The 23,108-nt window shown below is 30.2% G+C and carries 20 protein-coding genes, 3 tRNA genes and 3 rRNA genes; 21 read left to right on the top strand and 5 right to left on the bottom strand.

The window, feature by feature from the left end; translation table 11 throughout:
* Nucleotides 1-124 precede the first annotated feature (124 nt).
* From fabD to ACNI3D_RS12030, 8 genes are all read left to right on the top strand, one after another.
* A complete protein-coding gene (gene fabD / locus ACNI3D_RS12065) occupies nt 125-1,054 on the top strand; it encodes an ACP S-malonyltransferase (protein ID WP_419767184.1) in 930 nt (309 codons plus the stop codon).
* Nucleotides 1,047-1,742, top strand: a complete 696-nt coding sequence (locus ACNI3D_RS12060) for a 5'-methylthioadenosine/adenosylhomocysteine nucleosidase (RefSeq protein ID WP_419767183.1) — start codon at nt 1,047-1,049, stop codon at nt 1,740-1,742. The genes fabD and ACNI3D_RS12060 overlap by 8 nt, the downstream gene beginning before the upstream one ends.
* A gap of 380 nt (nt 1,743-2,122) precedes the next feature.
* Nucleotides 2,123-3,639 (top strand): 16S ribosomal RNA (locus tag ACNI3D_RS12055).
* Between the two features lie 111 nt (nt 3,640-3,750).
* A tRNA-Ile gene (locus ACNI3D_RS12050) sits at nt 3,751-3,827 on the top strand.
* A gap of 22 nt (nt 3,828-3,849) precedes the next feature.
* A tRNA-Ala gene (locus ACNI3D_RS12045) sits at nt 3,850-3,925 on the top strand.
* Nucleotides 3,926-4,202: 277 nt separating this feature from the next.
* A 23S ribosomal RNA gene (locus ACNI3D_RS12040) occupies nt 4,203-7,119 on the top strand.
* 132 nt (nt 7,120-7,251) lie between these two features.
* Nucleotides 7,252-7,367 (top strand): 5S ribosomal RNA (gene rrf, locus ACNI3D_RS12035).
* The 16S, 23S and 5S rRNA genes sit together here with 3 tRNA genes alongside, the layout of an rRNA operon.
* A gap of 198 nt (nt 7,368-7,565) precedes the next feature.
* Nucleotides 7,566-7,641, top strand: a tRNA-Thr gene (locus ACNI3D_RS12030).
* A 12-nt stretch (nt 7,642-7,653) separates the two neighbouring features.
* Here the strand turns inward: ACNI3D_RS12030 and ACNI3D_RS12025 are convergent.
* The 5 genes from ACNI3D_RS12025 to ACNI3D_RS12005 are packed head-to-tail and all read right to left on the bottom strand — an operon-like array spanning nt 7,654 to nt 11,081.
* Entirely contained in the window at nt 7,654-8,727 is a 1,074-nt protein-coding gene (locus tag ACNI3D_RS12025) for a methyltransferase (protein WP_419767182.1), read from the bottom strand.
* Between the two features lie 9 nt (nt 8,728-8,736).
* Nucleotides 8,737-9,090, bottom strand: coding sequence for a hypothetical protein (locus ACNI3D_RS12020; protein WP_129102069.1), 354 nt, complete (start codon nt 9,088-9,090; stop codon nt 8,737-8,739).
* Nucleotides 9,090-9,731 carry a beta-ketoacyl synthase chain length factor gene (locus tag ACNI3D_RS12015; protein WP_129102070.1) on the bottom strand — a complete coding sequence of 214 codons (642 nt, stop codon included), beginning with the start codon at nt 9,729-9,731 and terminating at the stop codon, nt 9,090-9,092. The genes ACNI3D_RS12020 and ACNI3D_RS12015 overlap by 1 nt, the downstream gene beginning before the upstream one ends.
* Nucleotides 9,728-10,843 carry a beta-ketoacyl-[acyl-carrier-protein] synthase family protein gene (locus ACNI3D_RS12010; protein WP_419767181.1) on the bottom strand — a complete coding sequence of 372 codons (1,116 nt, stop codon included), beginning with the start codon at nt 10,841-10,843 and terminating at the stop codon, nt 9,728-9,730. The genes ACNI3D_RS12015 and ACNI3D_RS12010 overlap by 4 nt, the downstream gene beginning before the upstream one ends.
* On the bottom strand, nt 10,830-11,081 hold the full coding sequence (locus tag ACNI3D_RS12005) for a phosphopantetheine-binding protein (RefSeq protein ID WP_129102072.1): 252 nt from the start codon (nt 11,079-11,081) through the stop codon (nt 10,830-10,832). The genes ACNI3D_RS12010 and ACNI3D_RS12005 overlap by 14 nt, the downstream gene beginning before the upstream one ends.
* 126 nt (nt 11,082-11,207) lie before the next feature.
* Between ACNI3D_RS12005 and ACNI3D_RS12000 the strand changes: the two genes are divergently transcribed.
* From ACNI3D_RS12000 to ACNI3D_RS11940, 13 genes are all read left to right on the top strand, one after another.
* Nucleotides 11,208-11,525, top strand: a complete 318-nt coding sequence (locus ACNI3D_RS12000) for an ApeI family dehydratase (protein WP_129102073.1) — start codon at nt 11,208-11,210, stop codon at nt 11,523-11,525.
* A complete protein-coding gene (locus tag ACNI3D_RS11995; protein ID WP_419767180.1) occupies nt 11,515-12,219 on the top strand; it encodes a glycosyltransferase family 2 protein in 705 nt (234 codons plus the stop codon). The genes ACNI3D_RS12000 and ACNI3D_RS11995 overlap by 11 nt, the downstream gene beginning before the upstream one ends.
* Entirely contained in the window at nt 12,220-13,080 is an 861-nt protein-coding gene (locus tag ACNI3D_RS11990) for an LpxL/LpxP family acyltransferase (protein ID WP_419767179.1), read from the top strand.
* Nucleotides 13,077-14,597: an HAL/PAL/TAL family ammonia-lyase gene (locus ACNI3D_RS11985; RefSeq protein WP_419767178.1), complete on the top strand. Its 1,521-nt coding sequence runs from the start codon at nt 13,077-13,079 to the stop codon at nt 14,595-14,597. The genes ACNI3D_RS11990 and ACNI3D_RS11985 overlap by 4 nt, the downstream gene beginning before the upstream one ends.
* Nucleotides 14,598-14,607: 10 nt before the next feature.
* Nucleotides 14,608-15,312: an SDR family NAD(P)-dependent oxidoreductase gene (locus ACNI3D_RS11980; RefSeq protein ID WP_419767177.1), complete on the top strand. Its 705-nt coding sequence runs from the start codon at nt 14,608-14,610 to the stop codon at nt 15,310-15,312.
* A 182-nt stretch (nt 15,313-15,494) separates the two neighbouring features.
* Nucleotides 15,495-15,854 (top strand): hypothetical protein, encoded by a 360-nt coding sequence (locus ACNI3D_RS11975; RefSeq protein ID WP_419767176.1) that lies wholly within the window; start codon nt 15,495-15,497, stop codon nt 15,852-15,854.
* Nucleotides 15,847-16,326, top strand: a complete 480-nt coding sequence (locus ACNI3D_RS11970; protein ID WP_419767175.1) for a hypothetical protein — start codon at nt 15,847-15,849, stop codon at nt 16,324-16,326. The genes ACNI3D_RS11975 and ACNI3D_RS11970 overlap by 8 nt, the downstream gene beginning before the upstream one ends.
* The gene (locus tag ACNI3D_RS11965; RefSeq protein ID WP_419767174.1) at nt 16,310-18,433 is read left to right on the top strand and encodes an MMPL family transporter; all 2,124 of its coding nucleotides are present in this window, start codon (nt 16,310-16,312) and stop codon (nt 18,431-18,433) included. The genes ACNI3D_RS11970 and ACNI3D_RS11965 overlap by 17 nt, the downstream gene beginning before the upstream one ends.
* The gene (locus tag ACNI3D_RS11960) at nt 18,423-19,640 is read left to right on the top strand and encodes an AMP-binding protein (RefSeq protein ID WP_419767173.1); all 1,218 of its coding nucleotides are present in this window, start codon (nt 18,423-18,425) and stop codon (nt 19,638-19,640) included. Before ACNI3D_RS11965 ends, ACNI3D_RS11960 begins: the two co-directional genes overlap by 11 nt.
* Nucleotides 19,641-19,688: 48 nt before the next feature.
* Nucleotides 19,689-20,549 (top strand): ABC transporter ATP-binding protein, encoded by an 861-nt coding sequence (locus ACNI3D_RS11955; protein ID WP_419767172.1) that lies wholly within the window; start codon nt 19,689-19,691, stop codon nt 20,547-20,549.
* The gene (locus tag ACNI3D_RS11950; protein ID WP_419767171.1) at nt 20,549-21,712 is read left to right on the top strand and encodes an ABC transporter permease; all 1,164 of its coding nucleotides are present in this window, start codon (nt 20,549-20,551) and stop codon (nt 21,710-21,712) included. Before ACNI3D_RS11955 ends, ACNI3D_RS11950 begins: the two co-directional genes overlap by 1 nt.
* Nucleotides 21,709-21,960, top strand: coding sequence for a phosphopantetheine-binding protein (locus ACNI3D_RS11945; RefSeq protein ID WP_129101857.1), 252 nt, complete (start codon nt 21,709-21,711; stop codon nt 21,958-21,960). Before ACNI3D_RS11950 ends, ACNI3D_RS11945 begins: the two co-directional genes overlap by 4 nt.
* Entirely contained in the window at nt 21,960-23,108 is a 1,149-nt protein-coding gene (locus tag ACNI3D_RS11940; RefSeq protein ID WP_129101856.1) for a beta-ketoacyl synthase N-terminal-like domain-containing protein, read from the top strand. Before ACNI3D_RS11945 ends, ACNI3D_RS11940 begins: the two co-directional genes overlap by 1 nt.

The following is a 23,108-nucleotide window of genomic DNA, read 5'->3' as shown; positions in this document are numbered from 1 at the left end:
TCTACAAAATTTTCTAAAATGCCCGAAAGCACATCTGCTTTTGGGCATTTTATTTTTATGACAAATATTAAATAGTATAATGTTATTTTTAAAAACCAAGTAAAAGATATAAGGATTAAAATATATGAAAAAAGTCGCTTTTATATTCCCTGGACAAGGAAGTCAAAAAATTAGTATGGGAAAAGATTTTTTTGAAAATAGTGATATTGCAAAAGATATGATTAGAAAAGCTAGTGATAGATTAGGAATAAATTTTGAAGAGCTTTTATTTGAAGAAAATGAAAATTTAGGAAAAACTGAATACACACAACCAGCTATACTTTTAGTATCTGCAATTGCATATGAGATTTTCAAAGATAAATGTGATATTAAACCAGAGTTTTTATTAGGACACTCACTTGGTGAATTTTCAGCTTTAGTAGCAGCTGGGGCAATTGATTATTTAGATGCAATTGAATTAGTTCATAAAAGAGGACTTTTTATGAATGAAGCTTGTTCTGGTGGAAATGCTGGAATGATGGCATTAGTTGGATTAGAAGATTCTAAAGTTGAACTTATATGTACTGAACAAAGAGAAAATGGTAAAAAAGTTTGGCCAGCAAATTATAATATGGACGGACAATTAGTTCTTGCAGGTATCAAATCTGATTTAGAATCATTAGTAGAGACTTTTACAACTGCTGGGGCAAAAAGAGCAATAGTACTTGATATGAGTGTTTCTAGTCATTGTGAGTTGCTTACAAGTGCGGTTGAAAATTTAAGACCATATTTAGAAGAGTATATTAAAGATGAATTCTTACCCGTTGTTTCAAATGTATCAACAGAGATATATACTACAAAAGAAGAAGCAATAGAATTATTAGCCTCTCAACTTACAAGCCCAGTAAAATATAAACAATCAATAGAAAAATTTGCTTCTAAAATAGACTTGTTTATTGAATTTGGAAATGGTGTTGTATTAAAAGGTTTAAATAGAAAAATAGTTAAAGTGCCTACATCTAATATATCAGATATGAGTTCACTAGAAAAAGTAATTGGAGAAATAAATGAATAAATTAGCAATAATGGGAGCTATGGAAGAGGAAATTGAACCTCTTTTAGCTCATTTTGATAATGTAAATGTAGTAGAGTTTGCAAATAATAAATATTATGAAGTATCTTATAAAGGACTAGAAATTGTAATTGCATACTCTAAAATAGGAAAAGTATTTGCTAGTTTAACAGCAACAACTATGATAGAAAAGTTTGGATGTGATACTTTACTATTTTCAGGGGTTGCAGGTGGAATTAATCCTGAACTTAAAATTGGTGATCTAATTATTGCAAACAAACTTTGTCAACATGACTTAGATATTACTGCTTTTGGACATCCTCATGGATATGTACCTGGTGGTAGTGTATTTGTTGAAACAACAAAAGAATTAAATGATATTGCAAAAAAAGTAGCTTCAAATAATGGAATGAAAGTTATTGAAGGAACTATTGCAACAGGTGATCAATTTGTTCATTCATCTGAAAGAAAAGATTTTATACAAAGTACTTTTAATGGAGATGCTTTAGAAATGGAAGGTGCAAGTGTTGCAGTTGTATGTGATGCTTTAAATATTCCTTTCTTTATTCTTAGAGCTATATCTGATACAGCTGATATGGATGCAGGATTTGATTTTGATGAATTTTTAAAATCAAGTGCAAAAAACTCAGCTGACTATTTAATAAAAATAGTTGATGAATTATTAAAATAAGAGTTTTACTCTTATTTTAACTACTAAACTCAATAAAAACTATCAAAAAACTCTATAAAATATTACTAAAATTTACAAACACAAATTTTTTTCAAAATTTAAGCCAGGATTAATCTGTAGCACTTGACAAAGATAAAAAAACCTATTATAATTCCCGTCCAATTTGAGTGACAAACGTCGCAAAGGGTTGATGTTCTTTAACAAACTACGGTTTTAAGAAGTAAGTAACTTTTATAAACCGAATATGATATAAAACAAGAGAATTTATACAATTCTCGTCTATTAAAAAAACAATGAGTAATGTCAGTAAACAATTGCAATTAATCTTTTTAGGAAGATTAGATAAAAGAGTTAGACACTAGTCATGATTAAACTAAACATTTATGGAGAGTTTGATCCTGGCTCAGAGTGAACGCTGGCGGCGTGCTTAACACATGCAAGTCGAACGAGAACGGGTTAAAGCTTGCTTTAACTGTCAGCTAAGTGGCGCACGGGTGAGTAATATATAGGTAACATGCCCTAGAGAGGGGGATAACAGATGGAAACGTCTGCTAACACCCCATATGCCTTTAAGACCTAAGTCTGCAAGGGAAACATTTATGGCTCTAGGATTGGCCTGTACGGTATCAGCTAGTTGGTGAGGTAATGGCTCACCAAGGCAATGACACCTAACTGGTTTGAGAGGATGATCAGTCACACTGGAACTGAGACACGGTCCAGACTCCTACGGGAGGCAGCAGTGGGGAATATTGCACAATGGACGAAAGTCTGATGCAGCAACGCCGCGTGGAGGATGACACATTTCGGTGCGTAAACTCCTTTTATATAGGAAGATAATGACGGTACTATATGAATAAGCACCGGCTAACTCCGTGCCAGCAGCCGCGGTAATACGGAGGGTGCAAGCGTTACTCGGAATTACTGGGCGTAAAGAGCGTGTAGGCGGGTAAATAAGTTGGAAGTGAAATCCTATGGCTCAACCATAGAACTGCTTCCAAAACTGTTAACCTAGAATGTGGGAGAGGTAGATGGAATTTCTGGTGTAGGGGTAAAATCCGTAGATATCAGAAGGAATACCGATTGCGAAGGCGATCTACTGGAACACAATTGACGCTGAGACGCGAAAGCGTGGGGAGCAAACAGGATTAGATACCCTGGTAGTCCACGCCCTAAACGATGTACACTAGTTGTTGTGAGGCTAGACCTTGCAGTAATGCAGTTAACACATTAAGTGTACCGCCTGGGGAGTACGGTCGCAAGATTAAAACTCAAAGGAATAGACGGGGACCCGCACAAGCGGTGGAGCATGTGGTTTAATTCGACGATACGCGAAGAACCTTACCTGGTCTTGACATAGAAAGAACTTTTTAGAGATAAATTGGTGCCTGCTTGCAGGAGCTTTCATACAGGTGCTGCACGGCTGTCGTCAGCTCGTGTCGTGAGATGTTGGGTTAAGTCCCGCAACGAGCGCAACCCTCGTCGTTAGTTGCTAACAGTTCGGCTGAGAACTCTAACGAGACTGCCTACGCAAGTAGGAGGAAGGTGAGGACGACGTCAAGTCATCATGGCCCTTACGACCAGGGCTACACACGTGCTACAATGGGGTATACAAAGAGCAGCAATACGGTGACGTGGAGCGAATCTCAAAAATGCCTCCCAGTTCGGATTGTAGTCTGCAACTCGACTACATGAAGTTGGAATCGCTAGTAATCGTAGATCAGCTATGCTACGGTGAATACGTTCCCGGGTCTTGTACTCACCGCCCGTCACACCATGGGAGTTGAATTCATTCGAAGCGGGGATGCTAAAATAGCTACCTTCCACAGTGGATTTAGCGACTGGGGTGAAGTCGTAACAAGGTAACCGTAGGAGAACCTGCGGTTGGATCACCTCCTTTCAGAGTAATGAGATTAGATTCGTTTCTAATCTCAAGAAATAAAATAAAATGGGTAAATATCCAATATCATATTCGGTTTGTAAAGGTTATTGAAAATAATAGGTGAAGAATGGGCCTATAGCTCAGCTGGCTAGAGCGCTCGACTGATAATCGTGAGGTCCCAGGTTCAAGTCCTGGTAGGCCCACCATGAGAAGAAGATAATCTTTGTTGGGGAATTAGCTCAGCTGGGAGAGCGCCTGCCTTGCACGCAGGAGGTCAGCGGTTCGATCCCGCTATTCTCCACCAACATTAGCACCTAAACCAAAGTAGAATAGAAATTAGTAAATTTTAATATTAGTACTTAAGAGAAGTATTAATATTAGGATTTATCCTAAATGTTATTTAAAAATTTAATGTTAAAGTCTTTAAAATTTTTTCGAATTAGAATAAAGAGATTTATTTTAATACAAAATAGAAAACAATTTAAACACACAATTACTGTTTTATTAAATATTGTATTTAATAAGATAGTAGCCAAGGAATAATTATCAAAAAGGTAACTATAGAAATATAGTTATACAAATTATAAGCTATTAAGGGCTAATGGTGGATGCCTAGACTGTAAGAGGCGATGAAGGACGTATTAGGCTGCGATAAGCCTCGGGGAGCTGCCAAAGAGCTTTGATCCGAGGATTTCCGAATGGGACAACCCAGCATATAGAGATATATGTTACCCTGCGGGGAGCTAACCTGGTGAAGTGAAACATCTCAGTAGCCAGAGGAAGAGAAATCAAATGAGATTCCGTAAGTAGCGGCGAGCGAACGCGGATTAGGACAAACCCAATGCTTGCATTGGGGGTTGTAGGACCATAATGTGAGACTTAAAAGAGTAGTAGAAATATCTGGAAAGGTATAGCATAGAAGGTGAAACTCCTGTATACGAAACTCTTGAGAGCTCTATTGGTATCCTGAGTAGGACGGAACACGTGATATTTTGTCTGAATCTGGGGGGACCACCCTCCAATCCTAAATACTACTTACAGATCGATAGTGAACAAGTACCGTGAGGGAAAGGTGAAAAGTACTCCAGCGAGGAGAGTGAAATAGAACCTGAAACCATTAGCTTACAATCATTCGGAGCCCTATGTTGCTTGCAACAGGGTGACGGACTGCCTTTTGCATAATGAGCCTGCGAGTTGTGGTGTCTGGCAAGGTTAAGTCAAGTACGGAGCCGTAGCGAAAGCGAGTCTTAATAGGGCGACATAGTCAGATGCTGCAGACCCGAAACGAAGTGATCTATCCATGAGCAGGTTGAAGCTGGTGTAAGAGCCAGTGGAGGACCGAACCCGCTGACGTTGAAAAGTCTTGGGATGACTTGTGGATAGGGGTGAAAGGCCAATCAAACTTCGTGATAGCTGGTTCTCTCCGAAATATATTTAGGTATAGCCTTATGTCGTAACATATAGGGGTAGAGCACTGAATGGGCTAGGGCTGCTTACCGCGGTACCAAACCCTATCAAACTTCGAATACTATATGCGTAATCATAGGAGTCAGGCGGTGGGTGATAAAATCCATCGTCGAGAGGGGAACAACCCAGACTAACAGCTAAGGTCCCAAAGTTACATCTAAGTGGAAAACGATGTGAAGTTACTGTGACAACCAGGAGGTTGGCTTAGAAGCAGCCACCCTTTAAAGAAAGCGTAACAGCTCACTGGTCTAGTGATTTTGCGCGGAAAATATAACGGGGCTAAGATGTACACCGAAGCTTTAGACTTGTACTTGTACAAGTGGTAGGAGAGCGTTCTATTCAGCGTTGAAGGTATACCGACGAGGAGTGCTGGAGCGGATAGAAGTGAGCATGCAGGCATGAGTAGCGATAATTGAGGTGAGAATCCTCAACGCCGAAAACCCAAGGTTTCCTACGCGATGCTCGTCATCGTAGGGTTAGTCGGGACCTAAGTCGAGTCCGAAAGGGGTAGACGATGGCAAATTGATTAATATTTCAATACCAACAAATAAGCGCGATGTGGGGACGCATAGAGTTAATCGAGGTCACTGATGGAATAGTGGCTCGAAGGATGTAGGTTGTATCTTAGGCAAATCCGGGATACATTCGACCGAGATCTTACAGGCTGTTGCGATTTTTCGGAATCAATTCAGAATCGATGATACTGTCGTGCCAAGAAAAGCCACTAAGTATATTATTTGTTGCCCGTACCGTAAACCGACACAGGTGGGTGGGATGAGTATTCTAAGGCGCGTGGAAGAACCCTGGTTAAGGAACTCTGCAAACTAGCACCGTATCTTCGGTATAAGGTGTGCCTACTTCTGTATAGAGATTTACTCTCAAAAGCGGAAGAGGTTGCAACAAAGAGTCCCTCCCGACTGTTTACCAAAAACACAGCACTTTGCTAACTCGCAAGAGGATGTATAAGGTGTGACGCCTGCCCGGTGCTCGAAGGTTAACTGATGATGTCAGCGTAAGCGAAGCATTTGATTGAAGCCCGAGTAAACGGCGGCCGTAACTATAACGGTCCTAAGGTAGCGAAATTCCTTGTCGGTTAAATACCGACCTGCATGAATGGCGTAACGAGATGGGAGCTGTCTCAACCAGGGATCCAGTGAAATTGTAGTGGAGGTGAAAATTCCTCCTACCCGCGGAAAGACGGAAAGACCCCGTGCACCTTTACTACAGCTTGACACTGTAGCTTGGATATTCATGTGCAGGATAGGTGGGAGGCTATGAACTATGGACGCAAGTACATAGGGAGCCACCCTTGAGATACCACCCTTGAATATTTGAGTTACTAACTGGGACGAGTTATCCTCGTTCAGGACAATGTCTGGTGGGTAGTTTGACTGGGGCGGTCGCCTCCTAAAAAGTAACGGAGGCTTGCAAAGGTTGGCTCAAAGCGGATGGAAATCGCTTGTTGAGTATAATGGCATAAGCCAGCCTGACTGTAAGAGATACAACTCGAGCAGAGACGAAAGTCGGTCATAGTGATCCGGTGGTTCTGTGTGGAAGGGCCATCGCTCAAAGGATAAAAGGTACGCCGGGGATAACAGGCTGATCTCCCCCAAGAGCTCACATCGACGGGGAGGTTTGGCACCTCGATGTCGGCTCATCGCATCCTGGGGCTGGAGCAGGTCCCAAGGGTATGGCTGTTCGCCATTTAAAGCGGTACGCGAGCTGGGTTCAGAACGTCGTGAGACAGTTCGGTCCCTATCTTCCGTGGGCGTAGGAAAGTTGAAGAGATTTGTCCCTAGTACGAGAGGACCGGGATGAACGTACCACTGGTGTACCAATTGTTCTGCCAAGAGCATCGTTGGGTAGCTACGTACGGATGTGATAAGAGCTGAAAGCATCTAAGCTCGAAGCCAACTCTAAGATGAACTTTCCCTGAAGATCCCAGCAAGACTAGCTGGTTGATAGGCTAGATGTGTAAGTGAAGTAATTCATTTAGCTGACTAGTACTAATAGATCGTTTGGCTTATTTTATATATTTCTTGGTTTACTATCTTATTAAGTACATACTTAATAAAAGTTGTGTAAAAGACTTTAACATTAATATACACTCAAGACAATTGAGTTGAGTATTAAGAGCATTCTTTGCTTTTAATACTCAACTTTGTTGGTGATTATTGAGAAGTGGAAATACCCGGCTCCATTCCGAACCCGGAAGTCAAGCACTTCATCGCTGATAATACTGCAGGGTCCCCTTGTGGAAACGTAAGTCGTCGCCAACTCTTGAGTAATTTTTAAGCTTAGTTCTATTTAGACATCGTCTTTTTAGCACTGAGCTTTTTTTTTGCACCTTTTTTACTGAATATTATAATATTATTCGTGCTAAAATTTATTTTCTACTTTTAGGTGCCAATATTATTCACTATTACCTGTAGCACGATTTATTCCCTTCGGTCAGGTATAATTATTCACTATAATTAGCTCGCATAGCTCCAACGGTAGAGCAATTGCATGGTAAGCAAGAGGTTGTAGGTTCGATTCCCACTGTGAGCACCATTTATCTTAGTTTTAATTTATCTTCTTTTTACACCGTATAAGTGTCTGACATAAGCCTATATCATCTATTGTTTCAATTACTTCTAATCCTGCTTTTAATAATAGTTTTTCAAAGTCTGTATATTTAAACATTTTACTATATCCATTTGCCATAGCTGTAAAGTATGGTGATGTATTTATTACGCAATATGCTGCTGTTTCATTATTTTGCCTATCCCAAAATGGTTCCATTATACAAACTTGATTATTCTTATCAATTGATTTTGTAATCTTTTCTAATATATTTATAATTTGTTCTTCTTTAAAACAATCTAGAAATTGACTCATCCAAACTATATCAAAATTTTTTGGAATAACAGTTTCTTCTTTTAAAATATTTGCTTCATATGTTGAAATATTTGTTATATCATTTTCATATATATTTTGTTTTGCTAGTTTTACTTGTTGTGGTAAATCCATTATTGTTATATTAGTATTTGGATTATTTTGTGCAAATTGTATTGCGAACTTACCAGTGTTTCCTCCTATGTCAAGTATTGATTTAGGATTTAGTTTTTCTAATATTTTTATTGCCTTTGGAAATCCAGAATCAGAATACATGTGATCAAATTCAAACCAAGAATCTTTTGCTTTTTGTGGTAGGGTTGAAAGTGCAGGGTAGATTGTATCCTCTTCACTAAATACTTTTAAGCCTTCTGCTTTCCCACTCTTTATTGATTCCTCTAAATAAAATAATCCTAAATAATTAACATGATGATTGTAGTTCATATTAGTATTAGTCATTTTATCACTATGAATGAAAAAACCAATCTTTGTTAAATATACTTTTTCATCTACTATTGAAACTACATTAGCACTTAATGCTGTCTCACATAATAATTGTATTGCATATTTACTCAAATGACTTTTTTCTATTAACTCTTCATATGTTAATCCATCTTTATTATTTGCCAATATTTCTAATAATTTTAAATCTCTCATAGTTCTTATTACTTGAAAAATAATTGGTGCAAAAGCTATCTTTTGAGCTTCATTTTGAGCTTCCAATGCAGTTATTTTATCATTGTTTTTAAAAAAATCTTTCATACTTCTCTTTTAATTAGTTTTAAAGGCTATTGTTAACTCACCTTTTGCATAAATTGTATATTCATCAGATACTTCAAATTTGTATTCAGTCATATTTCCAAAATTAAAAGATTTTGATATTATTATTTGATAATCTTCTTTTGTGAATTCAGATATTTTTTCTATATTTTTTAATGAAACTAAAAAACCTATTATTGGTTCTTTATTATCTTGTGCAAATGCTGCACTACTTTGTGCTGCTGCTTCACTTATCATTGGTAGTGTTGGAATATAAGGAAAAGAACATTTTATAATAAAGAAATTTTCACCTTTATCTATGATTTCTTTAGCAAATCGTATAGGTGCTTGATGTGGTAAATTCATTAGATATTGACTTCTATTATATTTTTTTCATTTTTTTTAAAAAATTTTGAGATATGAATCATATGTTCTATTGATTTTGGATATTCATCATTTTGTATATTTATAAAATCTATTGTTGCTTGTTCTTTTGTAATTTTAACTTTTAGTGCAACAGCACTTTCTAAATACTTGATACAGTTATTTACTTCTTCTATGTTATCTATATCTAATGTTTCTGCACAAACTAATAATATCTCGTCACTGTCTAAAGCTTTTACTGCACCTACTTTTAAAACTTTTAAAGAAGTTTCTTCTCCTGCTGAAACTGTTAAAATTTCATTAGTATTATTTGATAATATAGAAGCATAAGATACAGGTGTATTATAAACAGAATTTTGAAAATCTGTAGGAGATAAAATCTCATTATTTGATATTGCATTTAATATCTTTGATGTTGATAATAATTCACCATATGATGTTCCAAATATTATTCTTCCATCTTTGAAGTTTACATTTGAAATAAGTTCAAGTACAAGTTTTGAAGCTCTTGTTAGTCTTCTTCTTATTATCATTTTAGGAACTAATTCTTTTGTCTTTAAATTAGCAATTTCTTTTTCTGCAAAAATATGTGAAGCATCTATTATTTCTAAATTTATTTTCATTTAACAAGTCCAAAAATTAATGAAGTATTATTTCCACCAAAGGCAAAAGAATTACTAAGTACATAATTAACTTTAGATGAAGTAGTTTCAAAAGAATAATTTATATCATCTATTTCTATTTCTTTTAAGCCTTTATTTGAAGGAATAATTTGTTCTTTTAAAACCATACAAGATATAATTGCTTCTATAGCCCCCGCAGCTCCTAATGTATGCCCTGTTATTGACTTTGTTGAACTAACTTTTGGTTTTATATCAGTAAACAAAGATTTTATTGCATTTAATTCAGAAAAATCATTGGCATAAGTTCCTGTACCATGAGCATTTATGTATGAGATATCATTTATATGTAAATTCGCACTTTTTAAAGCATTTTCCATTGCTTTTTTTGCCCCTAATCCTTCTGGGTGTGGTTGTGTCATATGGTGAGAGTCTGAACTGTATCCAACTCCACATAGTTCTATAGAATTCTTTTCTTTTTTATTTTGTAATAATAAAATTCCAAAACCTTCAGCTACATTCATACCTTCTCTATTTTTATCAAAAGGGGTGCATGGGTTTGATGATAAAACACTTAATGCTGAAAATCCACAAACAGTGGTAAAAGATAATGCATCTATTCCAATAACTAATACATTTTCATATATACCTTTTGAAATTACTTCTTTTGCATAGCCTAAAGCATTTGCACTTGAAGTACATGCTGTAGAAAAAGATATGTCATCTAGGAATTTATAATTTTGCTTTAAAAAGTATGCTATAGCATCAACAGGATGTTTTTTTGGATTGATTTTTTTGTAATTTTTATTTTTGAAAAAAAGTTTTTCTGTTTCATTCATTCCTCCAACAGAAGAACCAATTAATAAAAGAGTATTTGAAAAATTAATTAACTTTGTTATATCTAATAATTTATCACATCTTTCTTTTAAAATAATATTTAAATCTTTATCTTTTTGTATTTGTCCAATTGCAACACTTCTTTCTTTAACATAGGTAGAATTTATTGCAATGGTATTCTTCTCTAAACAAATTGACTTAAATAACTCTTCTGAATTATTTCCTGCACAAGAAATTGAATCAAAATAATTTATATAGGCTTTATTATTTATTTTCATTAATATAGTTTAATAAACTAGATACAGATGCAAAAATATCTTGATATTGTTCAGTATTACTTATTTTTACACCATATTCTTTTTCGATAATTAAAACTAATTCAATTGAATCAACAGAATCTAATCCTATCCCATCTTCTCCAAATAAAGGTGCATCATCTTCGATGTCATCAATTGTAAAGTCTTCTAAATTTAGACCTTCAATTAGTACTTCTTTAAACTCATTAATAGTTATCATATTTTATCTTAACCTTGTAAATAATCTTTTGAAATAGTACTGTTTTTCATCTTTTAATCATCTTATAAATTATCTTTTAATAAATTATTTTGTACAATAACGAATACATATAGAAAGAAAATCATAGTGAAGTTATTTAAGAATTTATTTGAAGTTCTAGAAAAATCAGAAAACTATTACAAAGTTAAACTGGCAAAAAAAGAACATCCCGTATTTAAAGCACATTTTCCTCAAAACGAAATTCTGCCTGGATTTATGCAAATTGATATTATCTCAGATATATTAAATCATGAAATTAGCAGTATTTCAAAAGCAAAATTTTTGTCAATTATAAAACCTGAAGAGATAATTGAATATTATATTACTTGTGTAAATGTGTCCAAATATAAAATAATAATAAAAAATGAAAATAAGAAAATAAGTGAAATAATCTATGAAATTTAGTGAAATTATAGTTGTAATACCTACATATAATAATGATTCAACAATACAAAGAGTTGTTGATGATGTATTATCTTATAATATTAAAACAATAGTTGTTGATGATGGATATGATAATCCAATAGAAGAAAAGTTAAATAAAAATTCAAACTTAATTGTTTTAAGACACCAGATAAATATGGGAAAAGGTGAAGCAATCTTGACAGGTGCCAGGAAAGCAAAAGAATTAGGGTACAAATATTTTATTAGTTTAGATGGTGATGGACAACATTTAGCAAGTCAAATAGAAAAAATTATAAATGAATGTGATGGGGATAATCAAATTATAATTGGTGCAAGAAATTTTGAGATAGATAATGTACCTAGTGGTTCTAAATTTGGTCGTTGGTTTAGTAACTTTTGGGCAACTTGGGATACTGAACAAGAGATAAAAGATTCTTTATCTGGTTTTAGGTTATATCCAATTTCAATTTTAGATTTAGACATCAAAACTTCAAGATTTGATTGGGAAATGGAAGTTTTAGTGAAACATGCATGGAAAGGTAGATTAATAAGAGAAGTAATAGTTGACTGTTATTATCCAACACCCGAAGAAAGAGTTAGTCATTTTAAAAAATTCTGGGACACAGCAGCAATTGTAATGGTTCATATTCGGCTTTTACCTTTTAAATTCTTTTTAAAGAAAAGATACAAATAGATGACTGTTAAGCAAAGAGGAAGCGGTTGGAGTATAAAACTTGTATTTAATTTGTATAAACTTTTTGGGTATAAGTTTGTTTATTTTTTAATGTATCCTGTAAGTTTTTTTTATTTTTTATTTGCGTCAAATGTAAAATATTCTTTGAAAAAATATTATAAAACATTAGGTTTAGAATTTAATAATTGGGTTTATTTTGAACATTTAAGAATGTTTGCAATTTGTCTTGTAGATAGATTTATCTCTAAATATGATCCAACTTCATATAATTTTATTTATGAAGAAAAAGAGACAGTTTTAAATACAATGAATTCTAAAACTATTTTGTTGTTTTCTCACTTTGGGGGTTGGGCTTCAAGTTCTAGTAATCCCGTAACTAAAAATAGAATAAATATAGTTATGCATGAAGTTATTTTAGATAGTATAAAGAAAATTGAAAATAGCATTGAAAATAAACTTTCAAATATTCATATTATTGATCAATCAATGGGACAAATTCCTGTTTCTATTGAAATTGCAAATGCAATTTCTAATAATGAGATTATTGCAATAATGGCTGATAGACCAACAAGTAATAAATATAAATATAAAACAAAATTCTTTGATAAAGATGCATATTTTAATAAAAATCCATTTAAAATTTCATATAGAACAAAGACACCAATCTTATGCTGTTTTGTAATAAATATAGGATTGCAAAAATATAAAGTTGAAACTTCTGAGTTACATTTGAATTTTGGATTAAAAGAAAACGAGGCTATCGATATAGCTATAAAAGAATATATTAAATTATTTGAAGGTATTTTATTAAAATATCCAAATCAGTGGTTTAATTTTTATAATTTTTGGGAGAGTAAATGAATTTACAAATAGATAAAAGATATATAACATTAGATGAAATTACTAAAGCCTCTAATATTGAGATTTCAAAAGATAATGTATTTTTGAATTATATAAATCATACACATGATTTTTTGATGAATGAGATAAAAGATGGTAAACCAATTTATGGTATTACAACAGGATATGGGGCAAGTGGAAAGAACTATGTAAGTTATGAAGATAGCAAAACTTTACAAAAAAATCTTTTTAGATTTCATGGTTGTGGTATTGGAGTAAATTTATCTCATAAAGTTTGTAGACATGCTGTTATTATGAGAACAATCTCTTTAAGTAAAGCAAAATCAGGAGTAAGTGTTGAACTTCTAAAAAGATTAGAACTTTTAATCAAAGAAGATATTATTCCTGTTATTCCTTCTCAAGGATCAGTTGGAGCTAGTGGTGATTTAACTCCTTTATCATATATCGCAGCTGTTATTGCAGGGGAAAGAGAAGTTTATTATAAGGGCGAAATTAAAGATGTAATGGAAGTTTATAATGAGCTAAATATTACTGCTTATGAATTTAAACCTAAAGAAGCCTTAGCAATCATGAATGGAACTACAATCATGAGTGCAATAGCACTCGATGCAATAGAAGAGTTTGAAATAATACTAAATTCTATGGAATCATATGTTGCAGGTATGTTTGAAGTTCTTTTAGGGGATGATACTCCTGTGGAAGATTTTGTACATGAATCAAAACCATTTAGTGGACAAATCCAAACTGCAAAAAATATCAAAAATAAAATCCAAGGTTCAAAACTAACTCATGGAAGAGATGATAGATATGATAAGTTCTTTGCTGATAATGACTTAAATATTCAAGATACATACTCTATGAGATGTGCTCCACAAGTTTTAGGTGTGATAAGAGATAATTTAATAATTTCTAAAAACTGGGTTGAAACAGAGATAAATTCTGTAAATGATAATCCCTTAATCGATGGAGAAAATAAAAAAATATATACATCAGGTAATTTTTATGGTGGATATGTAGCTCATGCTATGGATACTTTAAAAATATGTGCTGCAAATCTTGCTGATTTATTGGATAAAGAGTTTGCCCTTTTAGTTGACCATAAATTTAATAGAGGATTAGGTGAAAATTTAAAACTTTCACCTGAGCCTTTTTATCATGGCTTTAAAGCTATGCAAATAAGTCTTAGCTCATTAAGTGCTGATGTTATAAAAAATACAACGGCTGCTTCTATTCACTCAAGACCAACAGAATCATTAAATCAAGATAAAGTCTCTATGGGAACAACTGCTGCTAATGATTTTGCAAAGATGATTCCAGATTTGTATAATATGCTTTCAATTGCATTTATTGGTATGGCTCAAGCTGTTGATATTAGAGGTGAGGGGGAGGTTTCTCCATATCTTAAAAATATCCACGATGAGATTAGAAAAATAATCAAACCACTTTATGAAGATAGAAGAATGGATTTTGATATAGTGAGTATAAATAAAATAATTAGAAGTGCAAAACTGGTATAAAGAAGTAAAAATGGAAAATAAAAAAGTATTAGTTACAGGAGCCACTGGCTCTATTGGGGAAGCCATTGTAAAAGAGTATTCAAAGAATGGTTACTTTGTATATATTCATTATAACAGTAACAAAAATAAAGCTGAAAAAATATTAGCTGAAATAAATCATAATGGTGAACTTATAACTTTTAATATGCAAGATAAAAACTCTATTAGAGAAGCTTTAGAAAATCTTGATGTTGAGGTTTTAGTAAATAATGCTGGAATCATAAAAGATAATTTGTTTTTCTTTATGAATGACGATGAATGGGAAGATGTAATTAATACAAATCTAACTGGGCTTTTTTATGTTACAAAAGTAATATCTAAAAATATGATGATGAATAAACGAGGAAGTATAGTAAATGTGGCATCAATCTCAGGAATAAGTGGAAATTCTGGGCAAGCAAATTATAGTGCTAGTAAAGGTGGAGTTATAGCTTTTACTAAAACTTTATCAATAGAGCTAGGAAGATATAATATTAGAGTAAATGCTTTAGCACCTGGAATAATAGAATCAGAGATGATAGAAAATATACCAAATGTAAAAGAGCTAAAAAAAGCAATACCTCTTAAAAGATTTGGAAAAGCCCAAGAAGTGGCAAAATGTGCTTATTTTATAGGTGTAGATGCTACTTATGTAAGTGGAGAGGTTTTAAATATCAGTGGGGCAATGGTTAGATAGAGTTTATGAACTTACTCATATCTTTACTTTATGCTCCTGTTGTTTTTTATTCATTAAGAAATTTTGAATTAAAAACTGTCTCTTTTATAATATTTATTTTTTCTTTAATTTGGTTAGGATTTAGTGTAAAGAAAAATTTCAAAGAGTATATCTTTCCTTTTTTTTATTTAGGAGTATCTCTTTTGGCATATTTTTTAGATAACTTTTTATTTTTGAAGATGTTGCCATTATTAATTTCTACATTAATTTCAATATATATCTTGTATAGCTATATCTCTAAAAATTCATTTATTTTTATATTTTTAGAAAGATTAAATAAAGATGTTAAAGTAGAAGAAAAAAACTATATTCATAAATCAACACTGTTTTGGTTTTATATCTCTTTAGTGAATGTAGTAATTCATTCTTTTGTGCTTTATTTAAAAGATATGTTTTATTGGACTTTTTATTCATCTATTGGGTGGTATTTTTTGTTTATTCTTGCTGGAGTTGTACAATTTGTTCATAGAAAAATTTATTTTGAAGGAAAAGTAGATGTTTAAAGTTTTATTTTTATTTTTATTTTCTACTCTTTTTTTATTTTCAAATGAAATTGAATTTAAAGAAGAAAAATATATAAGTGCACTAAATGCTAGCGTATATAGAAATGGTATTTTAAATATAAATAATGACTTTGTAAAAGTTTCATATCCCCAACAAAATAAATCATTTACTTTTACAAAAGAGAATATAGTCTCACAGAATGCTAATAAAGAGGAAATTATTACTTATGAAGATAATTTGGATTTGACAATTTTCTCAAAAGTCATAGAAAGTATTTATACAAATAAAGTGGAAAATATAAAAGAGTATTTTCAAATCAAAAAGAATGATGGAATCACAACTTTAATCCCAAGTGAATATGTAGCAAATGTGATAAACAAAATTGAATATCAAAAAATATCTTCAAAATTGAAGTTTTTGAAGATATATTTTACAAATGATGATTGGATAAATATTGTTCAAACTAACTAACTACATAAATATATTTGTATTATTTGTCTTGGTCATGTTAGTAACACTTTTTGACTCTTTTAATCATATATCAACTGATCTTCAATCTATACTTCCTAATAGTGAAAAAAAAGAGTTATTAAAAGAATTCGATAAATTTAAAAGTACTAAAAAAATATTTTTAAGTGTTGAGGGATTAGATAAAGATGCTTTAAAAAAAATTAAAAATATAGAAAGCTCATTTTCTAAAATAGAAGGGCTTAGTCTTGAAAAAAAATACGAAAACAAAAGTTTAATAGAATATAAAGATAAATACAAAGTTTATATAGAGAATATTGATAATAATAGTTTAGAGAATCTAAATATAATTAAAAAACTTGAAGAGATAAAATCAAATTTATTGAAATCAAATTTTTCTTATTTTATAAATAAACAAGATCCTCTAAATCTATTTTTTAATGAAAATTCTTTTAAGAACTTATCTTTAGAAAATAATCACCTAAGTATAAAAAATAAGGGCTATATTTCTATTTTTAATCTTGACAATTCAATAAATACAATTTCAAAATATGAAAAAGTATATGATTCAATAAAAGAAGTAATAAAAGGAGAAAATGATATAAAAGTATTTTCACCTATCTTTTATTTTGTGGAAAATTCAAGAATAATAAAAAATGATGTTAACAAAATAATTGTAATTTCTACTTTTATATTGCTATTATTGTATTTAGTGATTTTAAAAAATGTTAAATTATTAATAAATACTATTATCACTTTAGTTGCATCTATTTTTTTGTCCTTACTTATTTGTTCTATTTTCTTTGATAAATTATCTATTTTTGTTATTGTATTTGGTATATCTATTTCTACTGTTGCTATTGATTATATGTTTCATCACTATATGCATGATTATTACAAAGAGAAAAAAGGCTTTAATAAAGATGTATTTTTAGGAATGTTTACTACTGTTGGAGCATTTGCAATTTTATCTTTTGTATCTTTTGATTTAATTAAACAATTTTGCTATTTTTCCATTATTTCTCTTTTGTTTTCATATTTTCAGTTTGCATTTTTATATCCAAAAATTAAATTCTCTCAAAAAAATATTACTACAAAGTATTATAAATTCTATTCAAAAGTTAGACCTATTTATGTTATATTTTTTGCAATTGTATTATTGATATTTTCTATAGAAAGGTTTCACTTCGATTTAAACCTAAAAAATCTTGATGTAAATAATGTGCAATTAAAGAAAATAGAAGAGTATTTTAATAACTATTTAAATGTTCAAAAAAATATGCCTGTTTTAATAAAAGCAAAATCAATAGAAAAACTCATTGAAGATGCAAGAATATTGAAAAATAAATATCCTAACTCTTATATCCCAATTTCTATATTAATAGATAAAAAAAGCTTTTTAGATAAAAATATTTTATTACAAAACATAAACTTGAAAAATATAAAAAATCAATTGGATAAAAAAGCTGTAGAATTAGGGTTTAAAGCTAACTATTTCAAAGATGCATATATTTTAAGCAATAATAAGCCAACTTATACAAAAGAGTCAATAAATGATTTAGGAATAGATGTTCTTCAATTTAAAGATTATTTTTTGACTTATGCAAATTTGCCAAAAGATAAAATTGATGAATTTTCTAAGTATGATTATATTGAAAATATAAGCATTAAAACAATGTTTGAGCAAAATCTAAGCTCTATATACGATGAATTGATTCTTTATGGTATAATATCTGTTTTGTTTATTTTATTTATGTTATTTTTATCAACAAGAGATAATTATCTTCTATCTTTTACATATTTGATTTTCCCAATTGCCTTAATATTATCATTGTCCTTTTTTATGACATTTAATATTTTGCATTTTTTTATGCTATTTGTGATTTTATCTATAAGCATAGATTTTGGTATTTACCTTGGTTCAAAAGAATTAGATAAGAGTACTTATAGAGCTATTCTCTACTCTTTATTCTCTACTTTTGCTGGATTTGGAGTATTGATTTTTTCTAAAATAAATGCACTCTTTTCTATAGGTATTATTGCCTCTATTGGTATACTTGCAATTGCACTTCTAATAATAATTTTAAAAAGGCCTTCTTATGACTCTTAAAGTATTTAATGATAATGGTTCAGTAAATGAACATGAAATAAAAAAAGAACTATTTTTTGATAAAGAGTGCTTAAATAAAGTATCTTATATAGCTTCTTCTAAAAAAGAAACAAATGTTTTAAATATGATTAAATCATATTTCTCAGGTGCAAAATCAATTTTATTTGATGAAACAAATAAATCTTTGAATGATTCTTTAGATAAGTTAAATATAAAAGAGTTTAATGAGCCAAGAAATAATGAAAATATTTTTTATGACAAAGATTTTATGTTTTTATATTTTAGTTCAGGAAGTACAGGTTTCCCAAGTGGAGCATTAAAAACAAAAGAAAATATATTAGAAGAGATAGAAGTAATTACTTCATCATTAAAAGAGTTTAATATAAAAAGAGTTATTGTTACTGTTCCTTTTCTTCATCTTTATGGTTCATTGTATGGATTGTTTTTTCCTTTAGTAAATGACATAGATATATTACTAAAAGAGCACTTTTTACCCCATGATCTTCTTGATATGATAGATGATAATTCTTTAGTTGTAACTACACCTTTATATATAAAATCATTAAATAGAATAAAAGAGTCAAAAGATCTTTCTAAATCTTTATTTGTAAGTTCTACGGGGCCATTATTACCTTCTGATGCAAAGGATTTTAATGAAAAGTTTTCTACAGATATTTTACAAATATTTGGCTCTACTGAAACAGGCGGAATTGCATATAAATACAATGATGACTCTCTTTGGACAACTACTCCTAAAGTAATTAACTCTACAAATGAGAAAAATGAGTTAAAAGTACAATCACCTTTTATTTCAAATTTGATTTATGAAAAAGAGTTTAAAATAACAAATCATCAAATACAAACTTTCGATTATGTAGAATTTTATGAAAACAGATTTAAACTAATCGGACGAAGTTCTCAGATTCTGAAAATAGCTGGTAAAAGATATTCAACAATACAAATTGAAAATATCTTAGAAGAGGTTGAAGAAATAGAAAAAGCAGTTGTCTTTGTAAATTCAAATGAAAAAAATAGTTTAAAAGATGAGGTTTTAGATATTACTATTGAAAGTAAGCACGAGTTTTTAGTTAAAGATATAAGAAAGATATTACAAAAAGAGTTATCAAATATCAAGTTTTCTATTAATTTAAAAATTGTTGATAAAATAAAAACATCAGCTGTTGGTAAAAAACTTGCAATTCAATAATTTATTTGCAATTGGCTATAATCAGCATAATAAAAATAAAGAAAATTAATGTCTATTATAATAAAAGATTTGAATAAGTCCTATAACAATGTTCCTATTTTAGAAAATCTCTCATTGGAGATTACAACAGGTTCTGTATTTGGTTTATTAGGTCCAAATGGTGCGGGGAAGACTACTCTTGTATCTATTTTAAATCATCTTATTTTAAAAGACTCTGGCTATATAGAAATTTATGGTTTAGATTTTGAAAAACAGAAAAATGGAATAAAAAAAATATCTTCATATATACCTCAAACATATGCTTTTTATCCTGATTTAACAAGTTATGAAAACTTGGAATTTTTTGCAGCTTTATATGGACTAAAAGGTGATAATTTAAAAAAACAAATTTCTTATTGTATTGAAGCTACTTCTTTAGAAAAGTTTGTAAATAAAAGAGCTTCGACATATTCAGGTGGAGTAAAAAGAAGATTGAATATTGCTATTGGCTTACTTAATTCTCCTAAAATAATATATTTTGATGAACCAACAGTTGGAATTGATCCCCAATCAAGAAAATATATCTTAGAAGTAATAAAGAATCTAAATAAAACTCAAGATACAACTATTATTTATACTTCTCATTATATGGAAGAAGTTGAATATTTATGTGATGAAATAGCAGTACTAGATAAAAATAAAATCATACTACAAGAGAAAAAAGATGTTTTAATAAAAGAAAAATCTATCATTGAAATTGAGTTGGATAATGAAAAGATAGATGTTGATATTTCTAACTCTTATGATAAATTTTTAGATTTGATGTGTGAGTTAAAAAATAAAAATAAGAATATTAAAAATATTAATTTCCCAGATAAGAATTTAGAAAAGCTATTTTTATCCCTTACTAAAGAGGATTTGAGGGACTGATGTTTAAATATATTTTAAAAAAAGAATTTTTACTGATATTTAGAGATATTCATGCCTTGATGGTATTATTTATTATGCCAGCACTTTTTATTTTGATAATGTCATTGGCTTTAAAAAATACATATTCAGATAGTTTTGAAACAAAATTAAAAGTTGCAGTAGTAAGTTCTGAAAACAGTGATATAAAAGAATTTGTAAAAGAGTTAAATAAAAGTAAATATTTTTCTGCAAGTTTGGTACAAAATAAATCTTTTGATACTTTAATATATAAAGAGAATTATGATTTTATTGTAAATATTGATAAAAATTTTAAATCAAAAATAAATAGCAATGTTAAAGATTTTGAGATAAAGACTTTTAGTAAATCAAGTATAAAAAAAGAGTATTTTTATATATTAAAAAATAGTATAGCAGAAATTATTTCAAAAAGTATTATGAAAGATTATTTTGTAAAATCAAAAATTGATGCTAGGACACTTTCAGTACTAAGTGATAAAATAAATAATACCTATATTTATAAAGGCAATAAACCAAGATTGAAACCAAGTTCAGTACAACAAAGTGTTCCAGCTTGGCTTGTTTTTTCTATGTTTTTTATTTTGATACCTATTTCAAATACTTTTATAAATGAGAAAAATTTTGGTACGATTTCAAGAATCAGAAGTATCAATGTATCTTTATTTCCAATACTAATTGGTAAAATTATCCCATATTTTCTTCTAAATCAAATTCAAGTTGTGATTATGATTTTAGTAGGGATATTTATTGTTCCTTTATTTGGTGGTGATTCTTTAGTCATAAGTGGGAATTATTTACTTATCTTTTGTATGAGTAGTGGTATTTCTTTCGCTGCAATTTGTTTTGCTTTATTTATAGCAAATACTAGTAAAACAACAGAAGAAGCTACTTCTATTGGAGGAGTTACAAATATAGTTTTAGCAGCACTTGGAGGAATTATGGTTCCTAAATTTGTGATGCCACAATTTATGCAAGATATATCATCTTATTCTCCTATGTCTTGGGGGTTGGAAGGATTATTAGAAATTTTTGTTAGGGGTGGAAGTTTTAGTGACATAAAAATTTATATATTGTATTTGGTAATATTTGCTATAACATTTTTACTTTTAGCATACATGATATTAAAAAAAGGAAATAATCAATGAGTGATTTAAAATATGAATTAAAAAAGTTAATTATTGAAGAGTGTGAAAAGGAGTGTGAAATAGAAGATATCAAAGATGATGATATCTTATTTGATCCTGAGTCTGCATTAGAACTTGATTCAATGGATGCACTTCAAATATCTATGGCTTTAAATAAAAAGTATGGAATAAAAACAACAGACAGTAAAGAACTTAGAAAAATAATGGTTTCAATTAATACTTTAGCAAAATATATTGAAGAGAATTAATGAATAAAGTTTATATAACAGGTTCATCAATTATTTCTGCACTTGGAAATAATAAAGATGATTCTGTTAAAAAAATCCAAGAAATTACAGATGATAATTATTTTGAATATTTAAAAGATAATTTTCAAGAATTAAAATATTATCAAATAAAGAAAAACTTCGTATCAAATGAAGAGAAGTTTTATTCAATATTAGAAGAAGTAGTACTAAAAGCAATAGACGATGCAAAGTTGTCAAATGAAGAAACAAAAGATTTACATATTTTTTTAGGTTCAACTTCAATGTCAATATCTATAGTAGAAGAACAACACTTAAAGTATAAAAATGAGCAATCAAAAGAAGAGATTAGAAATATTGGATATGGAGAAATTGGTAATTTTATTGAAAATTTAATTAGTTCAAAATATAAAGCAACAATAATCCAAACGGCTTGTACTTCAAGCGCAAATGCAATTTGTAATGCAAGCGATTTAATAAAAAATAATAAAATAAAAAAAGCTTTAGTCATAGGTTTTGAATTTTTTAATTATACGACTTATAGAGGCTTTGAATCTTTGATGCTTTTAAGCAAGTCAGGAGAATATAAACCCTTTGATATAAATAGTGATGGATTGATTTTAGGTGAGGCATGTTCTGCTGTTATCTTGGAATCAGAAAGAAAAGAAGAAAATGATTTTGAAATAGTATCATCAAATAGTAACTTTGATAATTATTCTGTAACAAGCTCTAATCCAAATGGAGAAGTGACACTCTCTTGTATGGAAGAAGCTTTAAAAAAAGCCAATTTATCAATAGAAAATCTCACCTGCTTAAAAGCACATGCAACAGGAAGTGAAAATTCAAATTTATCTGAAGTTATTGCTATTGATAAACTATTTAAAAAGTATAAGAAAAAAACCGATGTTGTGATTTTGAAACCTTATATTGGACATACTTTAGGTGCTTGTGGAACTAATGAAATTGTTTTATTATGTGAAAGTATTAAAAATGCTTTTTTACCAAAAACAATTAATTTCTATGAGAAGTATAATAATATAGATTTTACTCCTTTATTAAAAAGTAAGCAAGTATATAAAGCAACTGTACTTTTTCATTTTATAGGATTTGGTGGAAGTAATACTTCTATAGTTTTAAGTAATGAGAGCTAA

Source organism: Arcobacter siniprincipis (SeqCode), assembly GCF_048571125.1.
GTDB classification, from domain to species: domain Bacteria; phylum Campylobacterota; class Campylobacteria; order Campylobacterales; family Arcobacteraceae; genus Arcobacter; species Arcobacter siniprincipis.
Note: the sequence above shows the minus strand (reverse complement) of the source record. Positions and strands in the feature narration are given on the sequence as shown.

Coding starts and splice junctions, on each gene's coding strand:
- fabD (WP_419767184.1), top strand. CDS start 125: ATGAAAAAAGTCGCTTTTATATTCCCTGGACAAGGAAGTCAAAAAATT.
- ACNI3D_RS12060 (WP_419767183.1), top strand. CDS start 1,047: ATGAATAAATTAGCAATAATGGGAGCTATGGAAGAGGAAATTGAACCT.
- ACNI3D_RS12025 (WP_419767182.1), bottom strand. CDS start 8,727: ATGAAAGATTTTTTTAAAAACAATGATAAAATAACTGCATTGGAAGCT.
- ACNI3D_RS12020 (WP_129102069.1), bottom strand. CDS start 9,090: ATGAATTTACCACATCAAGCACCTATACGATTTGCTAAAGAAATCATA.
- ACNI3D_RS12015 (WP_129102070.1), bottom strand. CDS start 9,731: ATGAAAATAAATTTAGAAATAATAGATGCTTCACATATTTTTGCAGAA.
- ACNI3D_RS12010 (WP_419767181.1), bottom strand. CDS start 10,843: ATGAAAATAAATAATAAAGCCTATATAAATTATTTTGATTCAATTTCT.
- ACNI3D_RS12005 (WP_129102072.1), bottom strand. CDS start 11,081: ATGATAACTATTAATGAGTTTAAAGAAGTACTAATTGAAGGTCTAAAT.
- ACNI3D_RS11995 (WP_419767180.1), top strand. CDS start 11,515: ATGAAATTTAGTGAAATTATAGTTGTAATACCTACATATAATAATGAT.
- ACNI3D_RS11990 (WP_419767179.1), top strand. CDS start 12,220: ATGACTGTTAAGCAAAGAGGAAGCGGTTGGAGTATAAAACTTGTATTT.
- ACNI3D_RS11985 (WP_419767178.1), top strand. CDS start 13,077: ATGAATTTACAAATAGATAAAAGATATATAACATTAGATGAAATTACT.
- ACNI3D_RS11980 (WP_419767177.1), top strand. CDS start 14,608: ATGGAAAATAAAAAAGTATTAGTTACAGGAGCCACTGGCTCTATTGGG.
- ACNI3D_RS11970 (WP_419767175.1), top strand. CDS start 15,847: ATGTTTAAAGTTTTATTTTTATTTTTATTTTCTACTCTTTTTTTATTT.
- ACNI3D_RS11960 (WP_419767173.1), top strand. CDS start 18,423: ATGACTCTTAAAGTATTTAATGATAATGGTTCAGTAAATGAACATGAA.
- ACNI3D_RS11955 (WP_419767172.1), top strand. CDS start 19,689: ATGTCTATTATAATAAAAGATTTGAATAAGTCCTATAACAATGTTCCT.
- ACNI3D_RS11950 (WP_419767171.1), top strand. CDS start 20,549: ATGTTTAAATATATTTTAAAAAAAGAATTTTTACTGATATTTAGAGAT.
- ACNI3D_RS11945 (WP_129101857.1), top strand. CDS start 21,709: ATGAGTGATTTAAAATATGAATTAAAAAAGTTAATTATTGAAGAGTGT.
- ACNI3D_RS11940 (WP_129101856.1), top strand. CDS start 21,960: ATGAATAAAGTTTATATAACAGGTTCATCAATTATTTCTGCACTTGGA.